This window comes from Flavobacterium sp. FPG59 (assembly GCF_002150205.1).
Classification (GTDB): domain Bacteria; phylum Bacteroidota; class Bacteroidia; order Flavobacteriales; family Flavobacteriaceae; genus Flavobacterium.
In genome coordinates this window covers 1-2,952 of record NZ_MTCA01000301.1, presented here as the reverse complement: position 1 = coordinate 2,952, position 2,952 = coordinate 1, and the positions used below count along the sequence as shown (strand labels likewise).

Annotated in this window: 2 protein-coding genes and 1 tRNA gene; 2 read left to right on the top strand and 1 reads right to left on the bottom strand. The window is 33.2% G+C overall.

What is annotated here, in order from left to right; genetic code table 11:
- Nucleotides 1-2,090: glutamine--tRNA ligase/YqeY domain fusion protein (locus FPG59_RS15325; protein WP_086455423.1), on the bottom strand; the 2,090-nt coding region annotated here is incomplete at its 3' end.
- 122 nt (nt 2,091-2,212) lie between these two features.
- On the opposite strand from FPG59_RS15325, the gene folB reads away from it, so the two are divergent.
- The gene (gene folB / locus FPG59_RS15320; protein WP_086455422.1) at nt 2,213-2,572 is read left to right on the top strand and encodes a dihydroneopterin aldolase; all 360 of its coding nucleotides are present in this window, start codon (nt 2,213-2,215) and stop codon (nt 2,570-2,572) included.
- 115 nt (nt 2,573-2,687) lie between these two features.
- Nucleotides 2,688-2,758, top strand: a tRNA-Cys gene (locus FPG59_RS16740).
- Nucleotides 2,759-2,952 lie beyond the last annotated feature (194 nt).

Here is a 2,952-nt window from a genome sequence, read left to right as displayed (position 1 = left end):
TAATTTAATAGAGCAAGTACTTTTTCGTTTTTTTCTACATTTTTCAATTCTGCTAAAACAGTTTGAAATAAAACAAAATTATCAGCATCATTTTTCAAATTCAAAATTGCAGCCATTCGAACGGAAGCCAATTGACTTTTTAACGACATCGTATAAAATTTTTGAACCAAATCTGCATCAAACGAATTAATTTCAACTTTATCAGAATATTGAACAATCAAATTAGCAAACAACAAAGCATTGTTATCATTTTTGATATTTTTGATAACCGTTTGCACTAACAAACTGTAGTTATCAACACTCTTAATGTTTTCAATAATTGGTGTTAAAAGAGCAGCTGCGGCAGTTTCATCTTTTTCCTTAACGTACTTATTCAGATCTTTTTGAGTATTCATCAAAAGATTTTCTTCTTTTTTACCTTTTTCTTCCCAAGCATCTTTTAATCCAACCGTTTTGTTGAAAATAATGGTCTCAACCGAAGAGTCTTTATCAACATTAAAATATCCTAAACGCTGGAATTGAAACTTATCACCCGATTTCACAGTAGCTAAACTAGGCTCTACATATCCTTTTACAACTTGAAGTGAATTCGGATTCATGAAATCCAAGAAGTTTTTATCTTTATGACTGTCAGGTGCTTGGTCTAAAAATAATCTGTCATACAAACGAACTTCAGTTTCCAAAGCATGAGCAACTGAAACCCAGTGTAAAGTTCCCGCAACTTTACGTTGGCTAGCTTCACTTCCACTACCACTCTTGCTATCTGCATCGTAAGTAGCGTGAATTTCAAGAATTTCTCCTGAATCATTTTTTACAACAGACTCACCTTTAATGATATAAGCGTTTTTTAAACGTACTTCACGACCGATACTTAATCTAAAAAATTTAGCAGGAGCATCTTCTAAAAAGTCTTCTCTTTCAATAAACAATGTCTTTGCAAAAGGTACTTTTCTGAAACCAGCACTTTCATCTTCTTGATTATTCTCAGCATCCAACCACTCTTCTTGACCTTCAGGATAATTGGTAATAACCAACTTTATTGGGTCTAAAACAGCCATTACACGTGGTGCAGTTTTGTTTAAATCTTCGCGCAAACAAAATTCTAATAACGAATAATCGATGATATTTTCACGCTTTGCAACTCCGATAATTTCGCAAAATTTACGAATAGAATTAGCTGTATACCCTCTTCTTCTAAGACCAGAAATAGTTGGCATTCTAGGATCATCCCAACCGTTTACAATGTTTTCTTGAACCAATTGAAGTAACTTACGCTTACTCATTACGGTATAATTAAGGTTCAAACGAGCAAATTCGTATTGATTTGGGCGCACTTTAGTGTCGTCATAAATTTGATCCAAAAACCAATTGTACAACTCACGGTGCATTACAAATTCTAGAGTACAAATCGAATGTGAAATTTGTTCTATAAAATCACTTTCTCCATGAGCATAATCATACATTGGATAGATTTTCCAATCATTACCTGTTCTATGATGATGACGATGTAACACTCTATACATCAACGGATCACGCATCAACATATTAGTAGAAGCCATATCAATTTTGGCACGTAAAACATGACTTCCTTCCGGAAAATCACCATTTTTCATACCTTCAAATAAAGTTAAATTTTCTTCAACTGAACGGTTTCTATAAGGTCCATCAACACCAGATTGCGTTGGCGTTCCTTTTTGAGCAGCCATTTCTTCCGAAGATTGACTATCTACATAAGCCTTTCCATTTTTAATCATCATTACAGCCCAATCATACAATTGCTGAAAGTAATCAGATGCGTAACGTTCTTCAGCCCAGTTAAATCCCAACCATTCTAGGTCTTCTTTAATAGCATCAACATACTCCTGCTCTTCTTTGGCTGGATTAGTATCATCAAAACGTAGATTAACTGGAGCATTGTACTTTAGACCTAATCCAAAATTCAAGCATATAGATTTGGCATGGCCAATGTGCAAATAACCATTTGGCTCTGGTGGAAAACGGAAACGTAATTTATCTTGAGGAAAACCGTTTGTTAAACTGTCTTCAATGATTTGTTCTATAAAATGGAGTGATTTTTCTTCAGTTGACATCTTTTTGTTTTATTTTAGCAAAGATAAAAAAAACTTTAAGGTTTGGGTTTAATGTTTACAACGAAACCAATTAAAAGCTGGGATTTCAGCAGTATCTTTATACATAAAACTAACAATCAAAAATGGGAATAATAAAACTTAAAAATATCAGAACTTTCTCTTATCACGGTTGCTTGATCGAGGAGGGAAAAATAGGATCAGACTATCTCGTTAATCTAGAAGTAAAAACAGATTTACGTAAATCAAGTATCTCTGACGATTTAAAAGATACAGTAGATTATGTGCTGTTAAACCGCATTGTAGTGGAAGAAATGGACATACGATCAGATTTACTAGAACATGTGGCGCATAGAATTGTAAATCGTATTTTTAATGAAATTGCAGCCATATCAAGAATTGTGGTTCAGGTTTCAAAACTAAATCCTCCTATTGGTGGTGACGTTGAAGCAGTTACTATTGAAATGGAAGAATATAGAAATTAATTTCTGTAATTCTAAATAAAGAAAATTACTTTGTAATAGAATTATATGCTTTATTTAGAAATTGAAACTTGCATTTAAGAAATTTTATAGTACATTTGCAAACCAATTAAATATTGGCGTCGTGGCCGAGCGGCTAGGCTGGGCTCTGCAAAAGCTCCTACTCCGGTTCGAATCCGGACGATGCCTCTAAAACCTTCAAGGAAACTTGAGGGTTTTTTTGTGATTTATTTTTAGAAAAAATAAAGTAAAATAATGGTTCGAATCTGGACTATCCACAACTAAACATCAGAGAAAATTGGAAGTGTTTTTGTGATTTATTTTTAGAAAAAGTAAGGTAAATTAAGGTTCAAATCAAGACGTAAAAAATTAAAAATCAATAC

Excerpts from the sequence above, each read along its gene's own strand:
- folB (WP_086455422.1), top strand. The coding sequence starts at position 2,213 with ATGGGAATAATAAAACTTAAAAATATCAGAACTTTCTCTTATCACGGT.